The organism is Vibrio sp. Y42_MX_L11, from assembly GCF_024181785.1.
Classification (GTDB): Bacteria; Pseudomonadota; Gammaproteobacteria; order Enterobacterales; family Vibrionaceae; genus Vibrio; species Vibrio diabolicus.
In genome coordinates this window covers 146,643-168,500 of sequence record NZ_JAMZAP010000004.1, presented here as the reverse complement: position 1 = coordinate 168,500, position 21,858 = coordinate 146,643, and the positions used below count along the sequence as shown (strand labels likewise).

Annotated in this window: 16 protein-coding genes; 11 read left to right on the top strand and 5 right to left on the bottom strand. The window is 46.5% G+C overall.

The window, feature by feature from the left end:
* The first annotated feature begins 26 nt into the window (after nucleotides 1-26).
* The gene (gene ggt / locus NL643_RS06015; RefSeq protein ID WP_253644087.1) at nucleotides 27-1,757 is read left to right on the top strand and encodes a gamma-glutamyltransferase; all 1,731 of its coding nucleotides are present in this window, start codon (nucleotides 27-29) and stop codon (nucleotides 1,755-1,757) included.
* Between the two features lie 91 nt (nucleotides 1,758-1,848).
* Here ggt and NL643_RS06010 read toward each other — a convergent pair whose 3' ends face one another.
* The 3 genes from NL643_RS06010 to NL643_RS06000 form a co-directional block, all read right to left on the bottom strand.
* The gene (locus NL643_RS06010; RefSeq protein WP_031780509.1) at nucleotides 1,849-2,460 is read right to left on the bottom strand and encodes a TIGR04211 family SH3 domain-containing protein; all 612 of its coding nucleotides are present in this window, start codon (nucleotides 2,458-2,460) and stop codon (nucleotides 1,849-1,851) included.
* 178 nt (nucleotides 2,461-2,638) lie between these two features.
* The gene (locus NL643_RS06005; protein ID WP_005395948.1) at nucleotides 2,639-3,898 is read right to left on the bottom strand and encodes an inorganic phosphate transporter; all 1,260 of its coding nucleotides are present in this window, start codon (nucleotides 3,896-3,898) and stop codon (nucleotides 2,639-2,641) included.
* Between the two features lie 131 nt (nucleotides 3,899-4,029).
* On the bottom strand, nucleotides 4,030-4,710 hold the full coding sequence (locus tag NL643_RS06000) for a TIGR00153 family protein (RefSeq protein WP_031780508.1): 681 nt from the start codon (nucleotides 4,708-4,710) through the stop codon (nucleotides 4,030-4,032).
* Between the two features lie 212 nt (nucleotides 4,711-4,922).
* On the opposite strand from NL643_RS06000, the gene NL643_RS05995 reads away from it, so the two are divergent.
* Nucleotides 4,923-6,455, top strand: coding sequence for an inorganic triphosphatase (locus NL643_RS05995; protein ID WP_005395946.1), 1,533 nt, complete (start codon nucleotides 4,923-4,925; stop codon nucleotides 6,453-6,455).
* Nucleotides 6,456-6,495: 40 nt separating this feature from the next.
* Here NL643_RS05995 and NL643_RS05990 read toward each other — a convergent pair whose 3' ends face one another.
* On the bottom strand, nucleotides 6,496-7,269 hold the full coding sequence (locus NL643_RS05990; RefSeq protein WP_145533419.1) for a potassium channel family protein: 774 nt from the start codon (nucleotides 7,267-7,269) through the stop codon (nucleotides 6,496-6,498).
* A gap of 105 nt (nucleotides 7,270-7,374) precedes the next feature.
* Between NL643_RS05990 and NL643_RS05985 the strand changes: the two genes are divergently transcribed.
* The 3 genes from NL643_RS05985 to hldE all read left to right on the top strand — a co-directional run bounded on the left by NL643_RS05985 (nucleotide 7,375) and on the right by hldE (nucleotide 13,086).
* Nucleotides 7,375-8,631: a methyl-accepting chemotaxis protein gene (locus NL643_RS05985; protein WP_253644086.1), complete on the top strand. Its 1,257-nt coding sequence runs from the start codon at nucleotides 7,375-7,377 to the stop codon at nucleotides 8,629-8,631.
* A gap of 113 nt (nucleotides 8,632-8,744) precedes the next feature.
* Nucleotides 8,745-11,588 carry a bifunctional [glutamate--ammonia ligase]-adenylyl-L-tyrosine phosphorylase/[glutamate--ammonia-ligase] adenylyltransferase gene (gene glnE, locus NL643_RS05980; RefSeq protein ID WP_253644085.1) on the top strand — a complete coding sequence of 948 codons (2,844 nt, stop codon included), beginning with the start codon at nucleotides 8,745-8,747 and terminating at the stop codon, nucleotides 11,586-11,588.
* Between the two features lie 67 nt (nucleotides 11,589-11,655).
* On the top strand, nucleotides 11,656-13,086 hold the full coding sequence (gene hldE, locus NL643_RS05975; protein ID WP_114323136.1) for a bifunctional D-glycero-beta-D-manno-heptose-7-phosphate kinase/D-glycero-beta-D-manno-heptose 1-phosphate adenylyltransferase HldE: 1,431 nt from the start codon (nucleotides 11,656-11,658) through the stop codon (nucleotides 13,084-13,086).
* A gap of 178 nt (nucleotides 13,087-13,264) precedes the next feature.
* Here the strand turns inward: hldE and tolC are convergent, their stop codons facing one another.
* Nucleotides 13,265-14,593 carry an outer membrane channel protein TolC gene (gene tolC / locus NL643_RS05970; RefSeq protein WP_012842165.1) on the bottom strand — a complete coding sequence of 443 codons (1,329 nt, stop codon included), beginning with the start codon at nucleotides 14,591-14,593 and terminating at the stop codon, nucleotides 13,265-13,267.
* 229 nt (nucleotides 14,594-14,822) lie between these two features.
* Between tolC and nudF the strand changes: the two genes are divergently transcribed.
* From nudF to parC, 6 genes are all read left to right on the top strand, one after another.
* Nucleotides 14,823-15,473, top strand: a complete 651-nt coding sequence (nudF, locus tag NL643_RS05965) for an ADP-ribose diphosphatase (RefSeq protein ID WP_012842164.1) — start codon at nucleotides 14,823-14,825, stop codon at nucleotides 15,471-15,473.
* On the top strand, nucleotides 15,473-15,916 hold the full coding sequence (locus tag NL643_RS05960) for a DUF1249 family protein (protein ID WP_253644084.1): 444 nt from the start codon (nucleotides 15,473-15,475) through the stop codon (nucleotides 15,914-15,916). The genes nudF and NL643_RS05960 overlap by 1 nt, the downstream gene beginning before the upstream one ends.
* Before the next feature lie 61 nt (nucleotides 15,917-15,977).
* Entirely contained in the window at nucleotides 15,978-16,784 is an 807-nt protein-coding gene (gene cpdA / locus NL643_RS05955) for a 3',5'-cyclic-AMP phosphodiesterase (protein ID WP_253644083.1), read from the top strand.
* 47 nt (nucleotides 16,785-16,831) lie between these two features.
* A complete protein-coding gene (gene yqiA / locus NL643_RS05950; RefSeq protein WP_053808564.1) occupies nucleotides 16,832-17,416 on the top strand; it encodes an esterase YqiA in 585 nt (194 codons plus the stop codon).
* A gap of 249 nt (nucleotides 17,417-17,665) precedes the next feature.
* Nucleotides 17,666-19,546, top strand: coding sequence for a DNA topoisomerase IV subunit B (parE, locus tag NL643_RS05945; protein WP_006743361.1), 1,881 nt, complete (start codon nucleotides 17,666-17,668; stop codon nucleotides 19,544-19,546).
* A gap of 3 nt (nucleotides 19,547-19,549) precedes the next feature.
* Nucleotides 19,550-21,835, top strand: coding sequence for a DNA topoisomerase IV subunit A (parC, locus tag NL643_RS05940; RefSeq protein ID WP_006743360.1), 2,286 nt, complete (start codon nucleotides 19,550-19,552; stop codon nucleotides 21,833-21,835).
* The last annotated feature ends 23 nt before the right edge of the window (nucleotides 21,836-21,858 follow it).

Below are 21,858 nucleotides of genomic sequence, written 5' to 3'. Positions count from 1 at the left end.
AATAACAGGAGTCTACACAGAGACACATGCGTATTCTGATTTTTTCTTTAAGTGTTGTTGCGTCGTTAAGTTACGCAGCAAAGCCGACCCCTTTCCCTATAACACCAGATAATAACGGACAAGATTTTATGGTCAGCGCGACCAACCCTTACGTGAGCAGCACTGGTTATTCAGTATTGAAAGATGGCGGGAACGCCGTTGATGCTATGGTCGCGATGCAGATGGTGATGTCTGTGGTTGAACCGGATATGACGGGAATTGGCGGCGGTACTTTCGCGCTGTTTTATCAACATGACAAGCAGAAGTTTTTAGCCCTTGATGGGCGAGATGAAGCGCCGTCTAGCGCTCACCCTGAGATGTTTATTGAAAATGGGAAAGCACTCAGCCGCGATGAAATTTTGGGGCCTCGCTCCGTTGCAGTGCCGGGCACCTTGCGTCTACTTTATTCCACTCATGAGCAATACGGCAAATTACCATGGTCTGAGTTGGTTCAACCTGCGATTAAGCTCGCGCGTGATGGATACGCGATGAACAGCTATACCTATGATATCGTCGTGCGAGAGCAATCACGTTTGGCTCGCGACCCAGAAATTAAAGCCTTGTATTGGCAAGATGATGAAGTGAAGCCAACAGGGACGTTAATGAAGAACCCTAAAATGGCTGAGACGCTAGAGAAAATAGCTCAGCAAGGCGAACGCTATTTGTATGGTGGTGCACTTGGTCAACATATTGTTGATACGGTGAATCGTCGTATTAACGATCAACATGAGAAATTGTCGTTAGAGGACTTTAAAAACTATCAGGTTAAATCTCGCGATATTATTGAAAGCGATTATCGAGGCAACAAAATAGTTTCGTTTGGTTACCCGGCCTCTGGCGGTGTGATGGTTGCTCAAAGTCTGAAATTGCTGGAGCCGTACGATATATCTCAGATGGCATTAACTGATGTAGAGCCTTGGCGTTTAATGACTGAGGCGATGCGCTTAGCAAAAGCTGATCGTATTGCGTATGCCGGAGATCCGGATTATGTGGAAGCACCAGTTGAACAATTGTTATCTAAAACCTATTTGGACCAGAGACGTGATTTAATCCCTGAGAATGGCACCTCGAAAGAGAATCCAAAAGCCGGACAGATAACGCAAACTCAGTATGCGCAATATCAAGGCTTCGAGAGCAAAGATACAGGGCACATTTCTATCGTTGATAGGGAAGGTAATGCGATTGCTATGACCAGTACCGTTGGCACGGGAATGGGAGCTGGTGTCATGGTTGATGGCGTTATCTTGAATGCACAAATGGCAAACTTTTCACCTCAACCAACGCTTAACGGTAAGCCTACTCAAAACTCGATTGAAGCGGGTAAGCGTCCACGCTCAGCCATTACGCCATTAATGGTGATGGACGGCGATGGCAATCTGCGCTTAGTGGTCGGCTCGCCGGGCAGTTCGCAAATTCCGGGGTATGTACTCAAAACCGTGGTTGGGGTACTGGATTGGAAGTTATCAGCGCAAGACGCCATTGACCTACCAAATATCCAGTACGGCACCAAGATAGACCGCACTAAGCCGTATGACCCAACAGGCTTGCTAGTGGAGAAGAAAACCTTCGCAGAAATGTTGGTGCCGGAGTTTATGGAGCTTGGCTACCCAGTACACGTTATTCCAGTGGTAAGTGGTTTGAATGCAATTGAGCTAAAAGATGGCAAGCTTTATGGCGCAACGGATCGTCGTCGAGCGTCTAGTTCAATGGGTGAGTAGTGCAGATTTCCGTAAAACTAAGCAAACAAAAAAGCCAGTCGAATATCGACTGGCTTTTGCATTCTTTTTTATAGATAAAAGGGCGAAGGATTTATGCCCAACCCGCAGGTGAACGTTTTCTACGAGGCATGACATGCGGAAGAATCAAACCAAATAGCAAACCTAAACCTGCAACACCGCCGCCATAAGTGAAGTACTTAAGCAGCATGTCGTCTTTTTGTGTATCCAGTTTAGCGCGCAGCTCGCGGTTTTCTGTTTCAACAGAAGTAAGCTGGTCGCTGATCTCAGAGTATTTATTCTCAAGATCGGAAATTTGTTGGTTACGCGTTTCTAGAGAGGTAACAAGGCCGGCTTTCTCTGCATCAGAAGTTTTACGAGCGTTAGCAAGCTGCTCTTTCACTTCTGCTAGCTCTTTCTCAATGCGAGGAAGGCGAATCGCCATGCTTTCTTGGTTTGTCACAAACTTGCTTTGTACCCAACCAGTACGACCGCGGTCATCACGAACTTGCGTATAGCCAGTATCTCGGTTGGTTTTAATCAGTTGTACTTTAGAACCGGCATTAACACTACCAATAATACGGTAGGTGTTATTTGGACCTGAGTGCATAAAAGTGAAGAGGTCATCAGAAATATAACGGTCTGCTGCTAGGGCCGCTGGCGCTGCTAGCAAAGTAAACAAAACCGTGATGATTAGTTTTTTCACAGTAAATCCCTTAACGATTTTTCTTGGAGACAGCGTTGGCACCGAATGATTGGAGCCGGAAATAGACGAATAGTATGCAGTTTCAAACTTCGGTGCAACAAAGAAGGGAGGCAAAGCCTCCCTTTCTGTGCGTTTGAGTCAATAATGACAAAGCGCTTACATTCTATTGACGAGTGTCTTAAGCGAACATTGCTTGAAGTCCGTAGAAGAATACAACGGCCAATAGTGCACCTGCTGGTAGTGTAACGATCCATGATGCCACGATGTTACGAACCACGCCCAGGTTTAGTGCCGCGATACCACGAGCAAAGCCAACACCGAGAACCGCACCAACCAATGTTTGAGTGGTTGAGATAGGCAGACCAGTACCAGAAGCTAGAACAACAGTACAAGCGGTTGCTAGCTGAGCTGCAAAACCACGGCTAGGAGTTAGCTCAGTGATACCTGTACCAACGGTTGCCATTACTTTGTGACCCAGTGTAGCAAGACCGACCACGATACCAATACCACCAAGAGGTAGAATCCACCAAGCGATGGTGCTTTTCGTGCTGATTTCGCCCATGTGTTCAACAGTCGATACTACAGCAGACAGTGGACCAATGGCGTTTGCAACGTCGTTTGAACCGTGTGCAAATGCCATTGCACAAGCGGTGATAACCATCAGAACGCTGAAGATACCTTCCACGCCAGAAAAGCTGCGGTCTTCTTCGCGATTAGCGAATTTTTTCTGGATGTATACGTAGCCGCCAACCATCACGAGTGCTGAAACTGCTGCTGCCCACATCCAAGCTTCGCCATTGGTTAGGTGAAGACCAACGTGTTTTAGACCTTTTTTGATAGTTACAAGTGCAATCACCATTGTTGTGATGAACATGTAAACAGGAACAAAACGTTTGGCGTTGAATAACGGGTTCTCAGTATCAAAAATCAGACGTTGTGCGCTGACAAAGATAACGTAAGCAAAGAAACCTGAAATCACTGGTGTAATAATCCAGCTACCAACAATGCCTTGAACGCTGCCCCAGTCAACCGCTTCAGTACCTACTGATACGCATGCAAAACCAATGATTGCACCGATGATTGAGTGAGTCGTAGATACTGGCCAGCCCATGTAAGAGGCAAGAAGTAACCATGTACCCGCAGCCAAAAGAGCAGACATCATACCGTAGACAAGAACGTCAGGTTGACTAGCAAATAAAGAAGTTTCGATTACACCTTTACGGATAGTGTCGGTTACTTCACCGCCTGCAAGGTAAGCACCTGCAAATTCGAAGATCATCGCAATGATGATAGCTTGTTTTACGGTTAGCGCTTTTGAACCTACTGATGTACCCATCGCATTAGCAACGTCGTTCGCGCCAATACCAATCGCCATCATGAAACCAAAAATCGCTGCAACAATAATCAGGACAGTGCCGTAGTTCGCAAGGATATCCATCGTAATACCTAGTTGTTTTATAACAAGCGGAACAAAATTTTACGCGCGCCAAACCATAAGACGATGAAAATAGTCATCGTCCCTATGACACGTGTTCATTATGCTCTTCGTTATGTCGTTAACTTTATGTTTTAAGATCGAGATAGCATGACTTCCAAACGAGCACCTACGCGCTGCGCTTGGTCGGCAATACCACCTACCCATTCAAGAATCTTGTACAAGAACATGACATCGATAGGGTTCATGTCAGACTCAATCGCCATCAACTGTTGACGAAGTTCAATCTGCATAGCATCGGTATCATCTTCGATGACATCTAATTGATGAATCATTTCAGCGACGAGCGTCACTTCACGACCTTTGAAGCCGGTTTCTAGCAATTCATCAAGTTCATTGATTACCTTTTGCGCCTGATCGGCCGCATCAAGACAACGTTGAACGTAAGCGAGGAAGTTTGGTTGGAGAGCCTCAGGAATGACAAGTTGACGACCATATACACGGCCAGCAATGTCTTTTGCCAGGTTTGCAAGTTTGTCCTGCTGAGTCAGAAGCTCAAGCATGTCAGTACGGTCTACTGGCATGAACAAACCGCGAGGCAGTTTTAGACGGATTTCACGTTTCAGCACGTCCGCTTCTTTCTCTAGGTGAGAAATTTGTGCACGGATTTCAGATGCTTTTTCCCAGTCACCCTTTGAAGATACTTCAAAGAATTTCACCAAGTGTGAACAACATTCGTTGACACACACAACGTGGCGTTGCAAAGGCTTAATTGGGGACTTTGCAAATAACCCCATAATTGTATTTACTGGCATGGTCATTCAACCTAATAACTATAACCTTAAAAAAACATACACCATTTCTGAGTGCTTGGCGAAATGTTGAACGATGGCTATAAAGGCGCGCATGGTAACGCATTAAATCGCTCATTAAAACTGTTTTAGATCATCATTCCGGCGATATTTCTCTCTTGCCGTGCGAGAAATTACGCAATATCCTGTTTCTATCTGCTTTGAAAGGTATAGCTATGGAAACCGAAATAGAACTGAAGTTTTTTGTTTCTCCTGAATTTTCAGAAACTTTAAAAGAAAAAATTTCTGAGACAAAAGTACTTCAGCATAGTTGTCGTGACTTGGGTAACACCTACTTTGATACCGCCGATAAATGGCTGAGAAAGCACGACATTGGTTTAAGAATTCGCCGTTTTGATGATGTATTCGTCCAAACCGTAAAGACAGCAGGACGCGTCGTCGCAGGCTTACATCAAAGACCAGAATACAATGCTGAGCACACTAGCGACGAGCCTAACCTGTCGCTTCATCCTGTAGACATTTGGCCGCCAGGTAAAGACGCAGCAACGCTGCAATCTGAGCTTATGCCGTTATTCTCGACCAACTTCACACGTGAACAGTGGCTGATTGGCATGCCAGACGGTAGCCAAATAGAAGTGGCGTTTGACCAAGGTATGGTCGTCGCCAAAGGTGAAGATGGGGAAGAGAAACAAGAACCGATTTGCGAAGTTGAACTGGAACTTAAATCGGGCCAAACCGATGCCCTATTTACACTAGCACGTAGCTTTTGTGAGCAAGGTGGCATGCGTTTGGGTAACTTGAGTAAAGCGGCGAAAGGCTATCGACTTGCAAGTGGCTATGCAGGTGATGAAGTAAAATCGTTGGCGCTTGTGGACAGTAGCCCGACGGATACCGTTGAATACTGCTTGATCAACTCTTTAGAACACGCCCTATCTCACTGGCATTATCACGAGCAAATTTATGCTGAGCGTGACAATGTGGAAGCGCTACGTGAAATCAGCAATGCCATTCGTTTTATTCGTCAAACATTGACCATTTTTGGTGGTGTTGTTCCTCGTCGTGCTAGCGCTATCCTGCGCCAAGAGCTCAAATGGTTGGAAGAAGAGCTGAGTTGGTTGGATGAGCACGCGCATCTTGAAGAACTTTTGGATGACAAAGGCAACGTGCTGCGTAAGTTGGATGCGCGTAAGTTCTTAGTATCTGAGTTGACTCAGCAGCTACAAGAGCTGCCAAGCCGTGAAGAAGTGCTAGGGCTGCTCAATTCCGCGCGTTACACCGGGTTATTGCTGGATCTTAGTCGCTGGATCTTAGCGCGTGGCTGGCAGCCGTTTCTTGATGAAAAAGCGCGCGAAAAAATGGCAAGTAATATCATGCCGTTTTCAGTCACTCAGCTCGATCGCACTTGGGCAGAACTAATGGAAGCTTTCCCAGCAGAGCGCGATCTGACGGCGCAAGAGTACGTTGATCAGCGCTATCGCTTACTGCGTAACCTCTATACTGGCATTGGTTTCGCGAGTTTGTATAACTCGGATGAGCGTAATAGCTTCCGTTTGCCATGGGCGGATCTGGTGCATGGTATCGATGATCTGCTAATGCTGAACCACTTGCTCCCGTTGGTTGATATGCTGGAAGACGCAGAAAAAGAACAGTTAGAACGCTGGTTGCACCGTCAAGAGCGTTCAATTTTGCATGCAATGGATCAAACCCGAGCGATCAGTGTAGAAGTGCAGCCTTATTGGCGTGAATGATCGTTCTGGTGATAAGGACAAAAAATAGGACCGCATGGTCCTATTTTTTTGTCTCTGTTTTACGTTGTTGTAGCTCTTTTTCCATGAAATCGAGTCGTTCTAGTATTTGCGCTTGTTGGCTTAGGAGCTGCTCGAGCATACGTTCTTTATTGATTGAGCTGTGCGTCTGTTGTTTTGTCGGGGCAGTAAGGATAGAGGTGATAAGACCCGAAATCATACCAAAGATCCCCACGCCACAAACAATGATGATGACGGCTAAAAACTTTCCTATTGATGTCACCGGATAATGATCGCCGTAACCAACGGTTGAGATCGTTACGAACACCCACCACAAAGCATCGGCGCCAGTGCGAATATTCGCTTCTGGGTTTTTCGCTTCGATAAACAGCATTGCACTAGAACCGAGCGTAATGAGGATCACCATCAACAGTAATATTGAGGCGACCGTGGTTTCGCGGCGGTTTTCTTTGAGCTGATGCAAAATGAACTTCGACGAGCGCAGTACTAATACCACTCGAAGAATATGAAAGATACGAGCAAAGCGCAGTGGCTCTATTAATGGGATGCTCGCCACGAAATCTATCCAATGACGTTTAAGAAATAGCCACCGATCTGTGGACCGGATCAAATCAATGGTGAGCTGTAATAGAAAAATACTACAGATTATGAAATCCAGACCGATAAGAACTTGACGGGTTTCGTGATCGATCGGGAAAAACAACAAGCCAGAGATCACAAATAGTGCCATAAAAGACAATATTAGTGACAACAGGCCCATCGGTCGTGTGCTGTCTTTGATATCATTGTTTTTCATACGAAGCTCGAAATAAATCGCGTAACCACGCTAAACGCGAACATAACTATAAGTAATATAAAGATTATAGATAAAGACTATATAAGACTCGGTGGAGAACTGACAATGGAAAAGCTGGCATTTAAGCCATGGGAAAGGGTCATATCCGACATTCGACTGGTTCCTAAAATGGTCATGTTGATGGTCTTCAGTACTGTCCTGATAGTGGCAAAACAACTGTGGGACGCGAACACCTTTTACGATTCACTTTTAGCGGCGACACAAAACGCGCAAGTTGCCCAACAGCATTACGAAGCATACTTAACGCAAGTTGCTTGGCAAACCGCCTTATTGATTGTGGTTTTTGTCGTACTCTTATTAGCGGCGGCTAGAGTGATGCTGCATCAAACACAGTATCTGAGCGACGCGATCAAACTGATGGCGAGCAAGAACCTCTCCGTGCCATTTGGTATGGATTGTAAAGATGAATACGGAGACGTGGCACGTGAATTAGAAAAGACACGTCGCCAATTGCACGATGTGATTCAAATGCAAATCAACGCTTCTGATGAGTTATCCACACTCACGGAAGTGATGACGCTGAGCATGTCGGAAACGAAAGAGTCGGCGCAAGAAGAGTTTAACGAAATTGATCAACTTGCGACGGCGATGAGTGAAATGTCGTCGACGGTGCAAACCGTCGCAGAACATGCCCAGACGGCGTCTTCTCTTACAGAGCAAGCTTCCGCACAAGCGATTTCTGGTCAACAGTTCTTGCAAAGTACGATGGCGAAAATGAGTGAACTCTCGTCGGACATCGCTTCATCGGCGCAGGCGGTTAACCAGGTCGAAGAACGTGTTGAATCCATTGGTAGTGTTGTGGGTACGATTCAAGGTATCTCTGAACAAACTAACCTGCTTGCACTGAATGCGGCGATTGAAGCGGCGCGAGCTGGCGAGGCGGGTCGTGGTTTTGCGGTGGTTGCAGATGAAGTCCGTAACCTTGCTCAGCGTACACAACAAGCGACGGTAGAAATTCAAGAGATGATTGCTCAGCTGCAAACCAGTGCAGAATCTGCTGTAGAACTCATGGAGAAAAGCGTAGTGGAAGCGGCCGACGGAAACGAGCTGGTTTCTAATGCTGGATCTGAGCTCGATGGTATTGTTGGGCAAGTGACGCAAATCAATGACATGAACTTCCAAATCGCGACGGCGTCTGGTCAGCAAAGCAGTGTTGCAGAAGAGATGAGTCAAAACCTCACCAATGTACGTGAGCTGGTGGAAGCCTCGGTTGTGGTTGTGACAGAGCTGCTAGAAACTTCTGAAATGATGCAAAATAATGCTGGCGAGTTAGATAAGAAGATCAAATCTTTCCAAGTTTAATATTCCATCCAGAACTTTTGATAAAACGCCCACAAACCTTTTGTGGGCGTTTTTATTTGCTTTAAGTCTGGTATAAAGAATGAGTTACCGTGCTTTTCAAACAAGGAAGAAAAATGCAGCTGCCTTCGCCACTGATTTCTATCGCTGAATCTGCCGTACAAAATGCTCAAGAGGCAGGTTATTTTCCCCTTTGGCCAGATGAGATTGCGCAGCAATTTCGCTATGTGGCGGGCTTAAGCCAGTTTATTACCGAAGCCATTCATCGCGATGAAGTCCTAGCGCGTGAGTTGCCAAACATGTTAGCGCAACCAAGTCGTCAAGAATCTTACCGTTCACGTCTTGCGGCACTGCTGGGACAATGCCCGGATGAGATGTCTGGTCATCGAGTATTGCGTCAGTTTCGCAACCGAGAAATGGTGTACATTGCGTGGAAGGATTTCACGCATACATGGTCGCTAGAAGCTTCTTTAAGCCACTTATCCGAGTTGGCTGAAGCGATGATTTTTGAAACCTATCAATGGCAATATCAAGCGTGTTGTCAGGAGTGGGGAACGCCGACGAGTGAGGAAGGTGAAGTACAGCCGATGTTGATTATCGGCATGGGGAAACTAGGTGGCGGCGAGCTAAACTTTTCATCCGATATTGATCTAATTTTCACATATCCAGAGAATGGCGAAACCCAAGGCGCTCGCCGCAGCATTGCCAATGCCCAGTTCTTTACTCGCCTTGGTCAACGCATCATCAAAGCGCTCGACCAACAAACCTTCGATGGCTTCTGTTACCGTGTCGATATGCGTTTGCGTCCGTTTGGTGAGAGTGGCCCATTAGTCATGAGCTATGCGGCACTAGAGGATTACTATCAAGAACAGGGACGTGACTGGGAGCGTTACGCGATGATCAAAGCTCGAGTGATGGGGTGCGAAATGTACCCGCAATACCAAGAGCTACGCCAAATGCTGCGTCCTTTTGTTTTTCGTCGCTATATTGATTTCAGTGCGATTCAGTCTTTGCGTCGGATGAAATCGATGATCAGTAGTGAGGTTCGCCGCCGAGGTTTGAACAACAACATCAAGTTAGGCGCAGGTGGTATCCGAGAAATTGAATTTATCGCCCAAGTTTTTCAATTAATTCGAGGTGGTCGCGAGCCTTCTCTTCGTAATCGAGGGTTGTTGGAAACGCTGCAAGGCATTGAAGAGCTGGCGTTACTCACTTCGCAAGAAGTCAGCAGTCTAGAAGCCGCATACAAGTACTTGCGTCAATTAGAAAACTTGTTGCAAGCGATGGCGGACAGGCAAACCCAGACGCTGCCTGATTGCGAAATCGAACGCTTAAAGCTCGCTACCGCGATGCAAATGACCTCTTGGGACCAACTGATTGAGCAAACTCAGCAGCACATGGCGAATGTTCATCAAGTATTTGAGTCGTTAATTGGTGATGATGAAGAAGACGAGGGCACTACGGTTGCTCGTCATTTTCATGAGTTATGGGATATGGCGAACAAACAAGATGTGCTTGAACATATCTTGCAGCAGGATATTCAGGTTGAAGACTTTGCTTCATGCGCGAAAACCATCATCAACTTTAAAACTGATCTGGCTAAAAAAACGTTAGGACCGCGTGGACGCGAAGTGTTAAACCGTTTAATGCCGAAGGTGTTTGATGCGGTGTTTGCCCACCCTGATGCACAGTTTGGTTTACCGCGAGTGCTGCATTTACTGCACAATATCTGCACTCGTACGACTTATCTGGAGTTATTGGATGAGCACCCAGCGGCTCTAGTACAGCTCGTGCGTTTGTGTACCGCAAGCCCAATGATTTCAGAGCAGCTATCTCGGTATCCGATCTTACTCGATGAGTTGATCGACCCTGCACAGTTGTACAATCCAATCCCATTAGACAGTTACCGTACAGAGCTGCGTGATTATCTGGCCCGTATTCCAGAAGATGATATGGAGCAGCAAATGGAAGCGTTGCGCCAGTTTAAGCAAATCTGCATTTTACGTATTGCGGCGGCGGATATTGCTGGTGCATTGCCGGTGATGAAAGTGAGTGATCACTTAACCTATTTGGCGGAAGCTATCGTTGATGCTGTGGTCAGTCAGGCTTGGTTGCAAGTGTCCGAAAAATACGGCGAGCCAACGCATGTAAAAGATCGTGAAGGCAAGGGTTTTGCCGTCATTGGCTATGGCAAAGTCGGTGGTTGGGAACTCGGCTATAACTCCGACTTGGATATCGTCTTTATGCATGACTGCCCAGTCAATGTCTATACAGATGGCAAAAAGGAAATCGACGGTCGTCAGTTCTACCTTCGCCTAGCGCAGCGCATCATTCATATTTTCTCGACTCGCACCGCTTCCGGCATTTTGTACGAAGTCGATACCCGCTTGCGCCCATCTGGCGCGTCAGGTTTGTTGGTTAGCCCAACCGATGCGTTTGACGATTATCAGCATCAAGAAGCCTGGACATGGGAGCATCAAGCACTTGTGCGCGCGCGCTTGATTTACGGCGATGAACCCCTTGCTATTGCATTTCACAATACGCGACATGATGTGTTGTGCAAAGCGCGCGATCGGGCGGAACTGAAAAAAGCCGTTGTCGAAATGAGAGAGAAAATGCGCGGTCATCTTGGGGGGAAAAAGCCCGGCCGTTTTATGCTCAAGCAAGATGTGGGAGGGATTACCGATATCGAATTTCTCGCTCAGTACTTAGTGCTCAACTATAGTCACGATAAGCCGAAATTAACGCGTTGGTGTGATAATGTGCGTATCTTTGAAACGCTCATTGCACAAAATGTCATGGACGAAGACCAGGCAATGCAGTTGATACGTGCCTACACGACAATGCGAAACGAAATACACCGAAGAAATCTACTCAATTTAGATGCTGATGTGGTGGAAGATAAGTTTGTTGCCGAAAGGGAGTGGGTAAAACAGGCTTGGAATCAGTGGTTCAGTTAAGACCATATATTTAGCCTCGATAAGGGCTGTGATAAACTCACTTCGATTTAATTTTTGGAGACCAATAATGAAACCAATTCTACCTGATTACAACAGCGCTGGTGTGCTCATCATCGGTGATGTCATGCTAGATCGTTACTGGTATGGCCCAACCGGACGCATTTCTCCTGAAGCGCCGGTTCCTGTTGTAAAAGTAGAAAACAATGAAGAGCGTCCTGGTGGTGCTGCGAACGTTGCGATGAACATCGCATCACTAGGTGGCCATGCTCACATTGTTGGTCTAACAGGGGAAGATGAGCCTGCAAAAGTGCTGACGGAGACGCTGAGCTCACTCAATGTGAAATGCGATTTCGTTGCACTGCCGGATTACCCAACGATTACGAAGCTTCGCGTAATGAGCCGTGGACAACAGCTTATTCGTCTCGACTTCGAAGATAAGTTTGAAAACACAGATTCTGCACCTGTGCTATCGCGTATGGATGCCGCACTGCCAAACGTTAAAGCCGTGATTATGTCTGACTACGCAAAAGGCTCGTTAGAGCATGTTCAGGCATACATCCAAAAAGCGCGCGCAGCACACATTCCAGTTTTCATTGACCCTAAAGGTGCGGATTTTGAACGCTACCGCGGCGCGACACTCTTAACACCAAACATGAAAGAGTTTGAAGATGTCGTTGGCAAAGTAAAATCAGACCAAGAGCTGGTTGAAAAAGCACTTCAGCTTGTTGAAGAGTTTGATTTTGAAGCGCTACTGGTTACGCGTAGTGAAAACGGCATGACGTTGATCCGCCGTGGTCAAGAGCCATTCCACCTTCCGACTCAAGCGAAAGAAGTTTACGACGTGACAGGTGCGGGCGACACGGTGATCTCTGTATTGGCAGCGTCTGTTGCCGCAGGCAAATCCTTCGAAGAAGCGTGTGCACTAGCGAATGCTGCGGCAGGCGTTGTTGTTGGTAAGCTTGGTACCTCGACCTTGTCTGAAATTGAACTAGCAGAAGCGGTACATGGCAGCCAAGACACGGATTACGGTGTGATTTCAGAAAAAGCGCTGATTGAAGCAGTGAAAAAAGCACGTGCACGTGGCGAGAAAGTCGTTATGACAAACGGCTGCTTTGATATTCTTCACGCTGGGCATGTGTCTTACTTAAACCATGCTGCTGAACTTGGTGATCGCCTGATTGTTGCGGTGAATACCGATGAATCAGTGAAGCGTCTTAAAGGGCCTGGTCGTCCTGTGAATCCAACCGATCGCCGCATGGCGGTATTGGCAGGTTTGGGCGCTGTGGATTGGGTAGTACCATTTAGTGAAGATACGCCGCAACGTTTGATCTCGGAAGTTCTGCCAAGCTTGCTAGTAAAAGGTGGTGACTACAAACCAGAAGAGATTGCTGGTGGTAAAGAAGTCATCGCTGCAGGTGGCGAAGTTCGTGTATTGAACTTTGAGGATGGTTGCTCAACCAGTGAAATCATCAATGCAATCAAAGGCGGTAAGGGCTAAGCCTACGATTTGTTGGCATTGAAACGCTATTTGTTTGTAAAAGGTCGCCAAGTGCGGCCTTTTTGATACTTGATGTTCTGAGACACTTTTCGTCTCTTAACGGCAAGCAATAAAAAACGCCAGCTGATAAATCAACTGGCGTTTTTATTTATTGAGAACTGAAGTATTCAGTCAGCAGTTATTTTGCTGCTTTCAAACCTGCATCAACGTCTAAGATGTCTTGTTCGCTTAGCGTACCAACGGCTTGGCGTAGCTGAAGAACACTTAAGATGTAGTCGTAACGAGCGTTCGATAGGTTTTTATTCGCATCGTATAGACGACGAGTTGCGTCTAGCACGTCAACGATAGTACGAGTACCCACATCAAAACCTGCTTCTGTTGCTTCTAGTGCAGAGCGCGCAGAAATAACGGCTTGCTCATAAGCACGTAGTGCGCCGATAGAGGCGTTAATGTTGTTGTTTTGTGCGCGAACATCTTTTACTACGCTACGGTATTGTGCTTCAAGATCTTCACTTGCAGCCACGTACGCGTATTCAGCCTGTTTGGTTTGAGAGGTGACGTTACCACCCGTGTATAGCGGCACCGCAAGGTTCACACCGATATTGAAGTTGTCTGTGGTGTTGTCACGAGAGCTATGAGACGTATCACCGTAGTTGTAACCACCGTCTAGAGACAGCGTTGGTAGATGACCAGAACTTGCTAGTGAAATATTGTCACGTGCGATATCTTGAAGAATACGTGAAGATAGCAAGGTCAGGTTTTTGGTTTTTGCTTCGTCAATTAGTGATTCAGCAGGCACGGTCGATGGGCTAGCAGTGAAGCGGCGAGTGTCCAAGATGTTGAGATCTTTGTGCTCTTGACCAGTGATTTCACGTAATGACTCGTAGCTGTTAGTCAGTGCGTTTTCTGCTAACACTTCATCCGCCAGTACTTGGTCGTACTGAGCTTGCGCGTCGTGTACGTCAGTGATCGCAGATAAACCTACTTCAAAACGCTGTTTTGTTTGCTCTAGTTGACGACCCACTGCGGCTTTTTCTGCACGTACGAAAACAAGGTTGTCTTGTGCGCGTAGAACTTCAAAATACGCTTGTGAAACACGAAGAATTAGTGCTTGTTGAGTCGCAGCGTAAGTTGCGTCTGCTTGGCGAGCACTTTTCTCAGCGGTATCTAGCGAGATCCAAGATGCGCGGTTGTAAAGTGCTTGTGAAAAGCTAACACCAGCGGTTAGAGCGTTGGCATCGTTTGATACGTCATTGACTAGATTTGAGTCGTATTCAGTATCGCCACGAGTTAAGTTGTAACCTGCTGTTAGGTTAATTTGTGGTAATAGAGCACTACGGCTTGAGGTGATTGCTTCGAAAGCTTGGTCACGTTGTGCTGCTACACTGAGCAATTGTGGATCATTTTGTTTTGCTAAGTCGTAGATTTCAGCCAAAGAGTCTGCGAACGCAGACGTACTCATGCTACCTAGCGCTGCACTGATAAATAGTGGAAGCAATTTTTTCATTTTCTATTCCCGCGGTCAATAGATTGGTTAATTCCCAGTAGTTTAACTCAATTTGCACGATATTTACTCTAAAGTTTGCACTTTTTTACATGTAATTATCCAGTTGTGCAATAAATTTTCACCAAAGACTTAAATTAATTTGTAACTATTGTACAAAAAGTTGAGCCAAGTCCTTTGAGCAAGCGAATAACAATGAGTAAACTACAAGATTCACTCAGAGAGGTGTCGAATGCAACAGTGTGACAAACAACAAAAGGATTTTACTTCGCAAGATGTAAAAGTCATCTCGAAAGAAACCTTATTTGAAGGCTTTTTCAAAATGGTGAAATATCGCTTTCAGCATAAGCTATTTGCTGGAGGTTGGAGCGAGGTTGTCGAACGAGAAATGTTCGAGCGTGGTCATGCTGCAGCGATGCTTCCTTATGATCCAAATACGGATCAAGTGGTTATCATTGAACAGATTCGAGTAGGAGCCTTAGAGCATCAACACCCATGGCAGCTAGAGATTGTCGCGGGTATGATTGACCGTGATGAATCAGCTGAAGCCGTCATTCGCCGAGAAGCTGTCGAAGAGGCGGGGATACAAGTGGGGCGTGTTGCGCCAGTCACTTCTTATTATCCTTCTGCTGGCGGTTGCTCGGAAAAGTTGGACGTATTTGTTGGTGAAGTGGACGCATCTAAAGCGCACGGCATTCATGGTTTAGACTATGAGAATGAAGATATTCGCGTACATGTTTTGAGTCGTGAGCAAGCATATCAATGGGTGAAAGACGGAAAATTTGAAAATGGTGCGTCGATTATTGCGTTGCAATGGTTGCAATTAAACCATCAAGAGTTGAAGTCACAGTGGGGGCAACCCCAAATGGTGGAGAGTAAGTAATGGCACAAGTGGCTGAAAAACAGAGGTATCATGTTGATTTAGCGGGTCTAATGAGAACCTATGAGACCAACTACGCTAAATTGAACGCCTTATTGCCTGCTTCTGCCGAAGTTGGGGATGTACGTTGCTACCAAGCGTCGAACATGGTTTACCAATTGACCGTGAATGAAATCACAAAATACACCACAGTTGTTGAGATATGTCAGAGTGATGAAACGCCAGTGTTTCCTTTACCGACGATGTCTGTCAGGCTTTATCACGATGCGAGAGTAGCCGAAGTATGCTCAAGCGGAGAGTTCTCTCGCATAAAAGCTAAGTATGATTATCCCAACGACCAACTGATGCAGAAAGATGAAAAGCATCAACTAAACACATTCCTCGGTGAATGGCTGACGTTTTGTTTACGAAGTGGTATCAGTAGAACACCACTTGCCTTCAATTGATCGTCACGTCACTAAAGGAAAATAACAAATAACGATATAGTGGACGAATCAGGTTTTCATTTTGCAATCATCTAGTGACAGCATCAAACTTTTACAAATTACGGATACTCATCTGTTTGCTGCCGATGAGGGAAGTTTGCTGAGCGTAAAAACGGCCGATAGCTTTAACGCTGTTGTTGCTGATGTTTTACGCCGCAACGTGACGTTTGATTACATCTTGGCGACAGGGGATATTTCCCAAGACCATAGTGCAGAATCTTACCAGCGCTTTGCCGAAGGCATTGAACCGCTAGAGAAAGACTGCTTTTGGCTGCCTGGTAATCATGACTACAAGCCCAATATGGGCAGTGTATTACCTTCGCAACAAATCAAAGCGGCAGAGCATGTATTGCTTGGCGCGCATTGGCAGTTGGTTCTTTTAGACTCGCAAGTTGTTGGCGTTCCCCACGGACGCTTGAGTGATCAGCAGTTAGCGTTACTCGAAGAAAAGTTAGCAGAACACCCAGAAAGGCACACACTTGTGTTGCTGCATCACCATCCATTATTAGTGGGAAGCGCGTGGCTTGATCAGCATACCTTAAAAGATGCCGAAGCGTTCTGGCACGTTGTCGATCGTTTTGATAACGTGAAAGGCATTCTCTGTGGACATGTTCATCAAGATATGAATGTGCTTCATAATGGTATTCGAGTGATGGCAACACCCTCGACGTGTGTTCAGTTTAAGCCTAACTCGGATGATTTTGCCCTCGATACGACTTCGCCTGGTTGGCGTGAACTGCAGTTGTACGCTTGTGGTGATATTACGACCCAAGTGGGCCGACTTCCTGACGGCCAGTTCCAACCAGACTTCTCTTCTAACGGATACTAACGCGCCCGAGCTCTATGTTCGGGCTCGCTTTTTTGTGCGAGATATCTATGAGTAAACCTTCACTTCTTCTGTATATCCATGGTTTTAACAGTTCTCCACTTTCAATGAAAGCCAATGTGATGAGAGCATACTGCGAGCAGCATCGTCCTGATATCAAAGTGATTGTTCCCCAGTTACCTTGTTATCCTCAACAAGCGGCGAAAATGTTGTTGGATATCATCGAACAATATAAAGACGATTATAACATTGGTCTGGTGGGCAGCTCATTAGGCGGCTTTATGTCAACGTGGCTAAATGACAAGTTTGGATTTAAAGCGGTTGTGGTCAACCCCGCGGTTAAGCCCTATGAGTTGTTAGTAGATTATTTGGGTGAGCAAACTAACCCTTATACGCACGAAACCTATACACTTGAAGCTTGTCATATTGACGAGTTAAAAGCTCTTGATGTACAAAGCATCGCGTCGCCACATTCTTTCTGGTTGTTGCAGCAAACAGAAGATGAGGTTTTAGACTATCGACAAGCGGTAGATAAGTTTGCAGACGCTAAGCAAACAGTAGAACAAGGCGGTGATCACAGTTTTGTAGGCTTTGAGCGTTATCCTGCACAGATTATCGAATTTCTAGAACTGTAATTCGAAAGCGATTGGAAAAGGCTCATAGTTTTTATTGATATATCCAACCGTTTCTTGACATAGGCGGTATGCTTTCCGACTATGTTTTGCCAAAAGATCTTAAGGGTCGAGGACCCTGGCTACTTTGTTATGCATCATGTTTACAAGCACTTAGTGATGTGAACAGGGTGGCTTTTTCGTTTCCTGAGTATGGGTTCACCCATTGGTGATATTCAGGCAACAAGTAAACTTTGAGAATAATTCCGTATTATGACTGAACAATATAATGCTGGTGCCATTGAAGTACTGAATGGCTTAGAGCCAGTACGTCGCCGACCAGGGATGTATACGGATACAGCGCGCCCAAACCATTTGGGCCAAGAAGTTATCGACAACAGTGTCGATGAAGCGCTAGCCGGACATGCCTCAAAAGTACAAGTCATCCTACATGCCGACCAATCACTAGAAGTGATCGATGATGGTCGAGGCATGCCTGTTGATATCCACCCAGAAGAGAAAGTGTCAGGCGTAGAGTTAATCCTATGCAAGCTGCACGCAGGTGGTAAGTTCTCTAACAAAAACTACCAATTCTCTGGTGGTTTGCACGGGGTAGGTATTTCGGTAGTAAACGCGTTGTCAAAACGCGTTGAAGTAACCGTTCGTCGTGATGGCCAAGTGTATGAAATTGCATTTGAGCACGGTGATAAAGTCTCTGACCTGACCGTAACCGGCACATGTGGTCGTCGCAATCGCGGTACCAGCGTGCATTTCTGGCCTGATGCGAAGTACTTCGATTCGGCTAACTTCTCTGTTACGCGCCTAGTCAATAATCTGCGCGCAAAAGCGGTTTTGTGTCCGGGTTTAGAAATTACATTAACCGACAAAGTTAATGGTAAAGACTATAAGTGGTACTACGAAGACGGTCTTAAAGACTATCTTGCGGAAGGCGTAAAAGGCTACCCAGTTATTCCTGAAGAACCATTTACTGGTGAGTTCTTGGCGGATACCGAAGCGGCAAACTGGGCGGTAATTTGGCAGCCAGAAGGTGGTGAGATGATCACCGAAAGCTACGTTAACCTGATCCCAACCGCTCAAGGTGGTACGCACGTTAATGGTCTACGCCAAGGCTTGTTAGAAGCGATGCGCGAATTCTGTGAGTTCCGTAATCTATTACCTCGTGGCGTGAAGCTAACGGGTGATGACGTTTTCGACCGCTGTTCTTACGTGTTGTCGGTTAAAATTCAAGATCCGCAATTTGCAGGCCAGACCAAAGAACGTCTGTCCTCTCGTCAAACCGCGGCATTTGTCTCTGGCGTAGTCAAAGATGCGTTCAGTCTTTGGTTGAACGAAAAGCCTCAGCTAGCAGAGCAATTGGCAGAAGTCTGTATCGCTAACGCGCACCGTCGTATGCGTGCAGCGAAAAAAGTCGTACGTAAGAAAGTGGCGTCCGGCCCGGCACTGCCAGGCAAGTTGACCGACTGTTCAGCACAGGACTTAAGTCGCACTGAAATCTTCTTTGTGGAGGGTGACTCTGCGGGTGGCTCGGCAAAACAGGCACGTGACCGTGAATTCCAAGCCGTGATGCCACTGCGTGGTAAGATCTTGAACACGTGGGAAGTCTCTGCTGACCAAGTATTAGCATCTCAAGAAGTACACGATATTTCAGTGGCCTTGGGGATTGATCCTGACAGCGATAACCTTGAGGGGTTGCGTTACGGTAAGATCTGTATCCTTGCCGATGCGGACTCGGATGGTCTTCACATCGCAACGCTGCTTTGTGCTCTATTTACTCGTCACTTCCGCGCGCTGGTTGAAGCGGGCCATATCTATGTGGCGATGCCGCCTCTGTATCGAATCGATTGCGGGAAAGAAGTGTTCTACGCCCTCGATGACGATGAAAAAGATGGCATTTTAGAGCGCTTGTCGAAGAAGAAAGCCAAAATCAACGTGCAACGATTCAAAGGTCTGGGTGAGATGAACCCACTTCAGTTGCGTGAAACCACCATGGATCCGAACACGCGTCGCTTAGTGCAGCTAACCATTGACGACTCTACGGCGACCATGGAAATGATGGACATGCTGCTAGGCAAAAAGCGTGCAGATGACCGTCGTTCTTGGCTACAAAACAACGGCGACTTGGCAGAGGTGTAACGGATGTCTACAGAAATTACCTACGATGGCGTCGAACAGTTGCCAATGCGCAAGTTCACTGAAGACGCTTATCTGAACTACTCGATGTACGTAATCATGGACCGCGCCTTGCCATACATTGGTGATGGCTTAAAGCCGGTTCAACGACGCATCATTTATGCGATGTCAGAGCTTGGTCTCTCTGCATCAGCAAAATACAAAAAATCTGCACGTACCGTTGGTGACGTGCTAGGTAAATACCATCCGCACGGTGATTCAGCTTGTTACGAAGCGATGGTATTGATGGCTCAGCCATTCTCTTACCGCTATCCATTAGTGGATGGTCAAGGTAACTGGGGTGCGCCAGATGATCCGAAATCATTTGCGGCAATGCGTTATACCGAAGCAAAACTGTCTAAGTTTGCTGAAGTATTGCTAGGCGAACTGGGCCAGGGTACGGTTGAATGGCAACCTAACTTTGATGGCACAATGAAAGAGCCACAAATGTTGCCAGCACGTCTGCCTCATATCTTGCTTAACGGTGTAACCGGTATTGCGGTTGGTATGGCAACAGACATCCCACCGCACAACGTTCGTGAAATCGCAGATGCGACTATTCATTTGATCGACAACCCGAAAGCAGAACTGCCGGACGTGATGCAATATGTTAAAGGTCCGGATTACCCAACAGAAGCAGAAATCATCTCGCCGCAAGCGGATATTGAGAAGATTTACCGCAATGGTCGCGGTAGCATCAAGATGCGCGCGGTATGGCACAAAGAAGGTTCTGATATCGTTATCACCTCTCTGCCACACCAAGTATCGGGTGCAAAACTGCTTGAGCAAATCGCCAACCAGATGCGAGCGAAGAAGCTGCCAATGGTTGACGATCTTCGTGACGAGTCGGATCACGAGAACCCAACGCGTATCGTTGTGGTTCCTAAGTCAAACCGCGTCGATTGTGATTTGTTGATGAACCACTTGTTCGCATCAACGGATCTTGAGCGCAGCTACCGCGTTAACTTGAACATGATTGGTTTGGATAATCGTCCTCAAGTTAAAGGTCTGGTGCAAATTCTGTCAGAGTGGATTGAGTTCCGTCGCACGACCGTACGTCGTCGTCTACAACACCGCTTAGACAAAGTCATGGCTCGCTTACACATTTTGGAAGGTTTGCTGGTTGCTTACCTAAACCTAGATGAAGTGATTGAGATCATCCGTACTGAAGATGATCCTAAAGCGGTATTGATGGCACGTTTTGGTATTACCGATATCCAAGCGGATGCGATTCTAGACACCAAACTTCGTCACTTAGCCAAACTAGAAGAGATGAAGATTCGTGGTGAGCAAGACGAGCTAGAGAAAGAGCGTGAGAAGCTAGAACAGCTGCTCGGTTCTGAGCGCCGTCTAAACACACTACTGAAAAAAGAAATCAAAGCGGATGCTGAGAAATACGGTGATGACCGTCGATCTCCATTGGTTGAGCGTGCAGAGGCAAAAGCGCTCACTGAACGTGATCTTGTTCCAAGTGAACCAATCACGGTTGTGCTTTCTGAGAAAGGTTGGATTCGTCACGCGAAAGGCCATGACGTAGATGCAGAAGGCCTGAACTATAAGTCGGGTGATAAATACTTAGCGCACGCTCGAGGTAAGAGTAATCAGCCTGCGGTATTCCTAGGTAGTGACGGTCGAAGTTACTCTCTGGAATCGCACTCGCTGCCTTCTGCTCGTAGTCAAGGTGAGCCGATTACCGGTCGTTTGAATATTACGGCTGGTAGCAGTATTCGCCAAGTGATCATGAGTGAAGAAGATCAGCTGTGGCTGGTGGGCTCTGATGCAGGTTACGGCTTTGTATGTAAAGGCGCTGACTTGCTGTCTAAAAACCGCAGTGGTAAAGCGCTGGTCACTTTACCGGCTAACTCTGAGGTCATGACGCCAAAAGCGATTGAAGATTTAGATTCTGATGAAATCTTAGCAATCACTAACCAAGGTCGCATGCTGCTGTTCCCAATCAAAGACCTGCCACAACTGGCGAAAGGTAAAGGGAATAAGATCATCAACATTCCTGCTGCTAAAGCAAAAGAGCGAGAAGAAGTACTATCTCACTTAATGTCTTTACCAAAAGGTGCATCGTTAACGCTGTACGCGGGTAAGCGAAAGTTGGGTCTTAAACCGTCTGACCTTGATAACTTCCGTGGCGAACGTGGTCGCCGAGGCGGGTTACTACCAAGAGGTTTGCAGCGAGTTACTCGTATAGAAGTTGAGCTGGATGATTCCGATACGACGGAAGCACCGAGCGATAGCGAGTAACGCACAAATAAAAATCCCAGCCA

What these genes read in the sequence shown, in the direction of transcription:
- parE (WP_006743361.1), top strand. Translation starts at nt 17,666, where the DNA reads ATGACTGAACAATATAATGCTGGTGCCATTGAAGTACTGAATGGCTTA.
- parC (WP_006743360.1), top strand. Translation starts at nt 19,550, where the DNA reads ATGTCTACAGAAATTACCTACGATGGCGTCGAACAGTTGCCAATGCGC.
- NL643_RS06000 (WP_031780508.1), bottom strand. Translation starts at nt 4,710, where the DNA reads ATGCCAGTAAATACAATTATGGGGTTATTTGCAAAGTCCCCAATTAAG.
- NL643_RS06005 (WP_005395948.1), bottom strand. Translation starts at nt 3,898, where the DNA reads ATGGATATCCTTGCGAACTACGGCACTGTCCTGATTATTGTTGCAGCG.
- NL643_RS05985 (WP_253644086.1), top strand. Translation starts at nt 7,375, where the DNA reads ATGGAAAAGCTGGCATTTAAGCCATGGGAAAGGGTCATATCCGACATT.
- nudF (WP_012842164.1), top strand. Translation starts at nt 14,823, where the DNA reads ATGCAACAGTGTGACAAACAACAAAAGGATTTTACTTCGCAAGATGTA.
- ggt (WP_253644087.1), top strand. Translation starts at nt 27, where the DNA reads ATGCGTATTCTGATTTTTTCTTTAAGTGTTGTTGCGTCGTTAAGTTAC.
- NL643_RS05960 (WP_253644084.1), top strand. Translation starts at nt 15,473, where the DNA reads ATGGCACAAGTGGCTGAAAAACAGAGGTATCATGTTGATTTAGCGGGT.
- NL643_RS05990 (WP_145533419.1), bottom strand. Translation starts at nt 7,269, where the DNA reads ATGAAAAACAATGATATCAAAGACAGCACACGACCGATGGGCCTGTTG.
- hldE (WP_114323136.1), top strand. Translation starts at nt 11,656, where the DNA reads ATGAAACCAATTCTACCTGATTACAACAGCGCTGGTGTGCTCATCATC.
- NL643_RS05995 (WP_005395946.1), top strand. Translation starts at nt 4,923, where the DNA reads ATGGAAACCGAAATAGAACTGAAGTTTTTTGTTTCTCCTGAATTTTCA.
- tolC (WP_012842165.1), bottom strand. Translation starts at nt 14,593, where the DNA reads ATGAAAAAATTGCTTCCACTATTTATCAGTGCAGCGCTAGGTAGCATG.
- yqiA (WP_053808564.1), top strand. Translation starts at nt 16,832, where the DNA reads ATGAGTAAACCTTCACTTCTTCTGTATATCCATGGTTTTAACAGTTCT.
- glnE (WP_253644085.1), top strand. Translation starts at nt 8,745, where the DNA reads ATGCAGCTGCCTTCGCCACTGATTTCTATCGCTGAATCTGCCGTACAA.